The following is a 723-nucleotide window of genomic DNA, read 5'->3' as shown; positions in this document are numbered from 1 at the left end:
AGCGCCGCCCGTCGTCCCACCTCGAGCGTGTCGTATGCCACGACGCTGATGCCGAAGGCGTCTGCCAGCTCGAAGTCGTCGAAGCCGATGAACGCGATTTCTCCCCGCCGTGTGCCGAGCGCCCGGATCACGTCGGCGCTGGCATGGTTGTTGCCGGCGAAGATGGCCGTAGGCGGGTCGGACATCGTCATCAACTCCTGGACGTAACCCTGGACGTTCGGTGCGCCGTCGTCGCCGAGCCGTTCCCAGCGCGTGGTATCGGCGACACCCGCCTCCCTGAGCGCGTCTCGATACCCCGCGACACGCTCCTCGTGGGTGTAGAGGTCGGGCGGGCGGCACACGAACGCGATCTTGCGATGCCCGTGTTCGACGAGCGCCCGGACCGCGTCGGCCGTGCCGGACCGGTTGCGCAGCACGATCGCGTCGGCGACCAGATTACGTGCGGGCCGGTCGACACAGATCACCGGCGTACCGAGCTGACGCTCACCCTCGAGGTACGACTGGTCCGCAGCGATCGGCACGATCGCCAGCGCACGGACGCGCTGGTTCAGCAGCGTCTCCACCACCCGCTCCTCGCTGCCCGGGTCGTCCTCCGTCGCGGCAAGGATCATCGTGATGCCGTGTTTGGCCAGCTCACGCTCCATGCCCGCGGCGACCTGGAAGTAGAACTGGTTGGTGATGTCACCCATCACGAACCCCACGGTGTTCGCGACGCCACCGTGC

The 723-nt window shown here is 67.8% G+C and carries 1 protein-coding gene; it reads right to left on the bottom strand.

Annotated features, from left to right (window positions below; genetic code table 11):
* Positions 1-689: substrate-binding domain-containing protein (locus ELR45_RS15645; RefSeq protein ID WP_240759762.1), on the bottom strand; the 689-nt coding region annotated here is incomplete at its 3' end.
* Between the last annotated feature and the right edge of the window lie 34 nt (positions 690-723).

It is taken from the genome of Phytoactinopolyspora endophytica (genome assembly GCF_004138495.1).
Classification (GTDB): Bacteria; Actinomycetota; Actinomycetes; order Jiangellales; family Jiangellaceae; genus Phytoactinopolyspora; species Phytoactinopolyspora endophytica.
The sequence above is the reverse complement of the archived record's forward strand: the minus strand, read 5'-3'. Positions and strand labels throughout refer to the sequence as shown.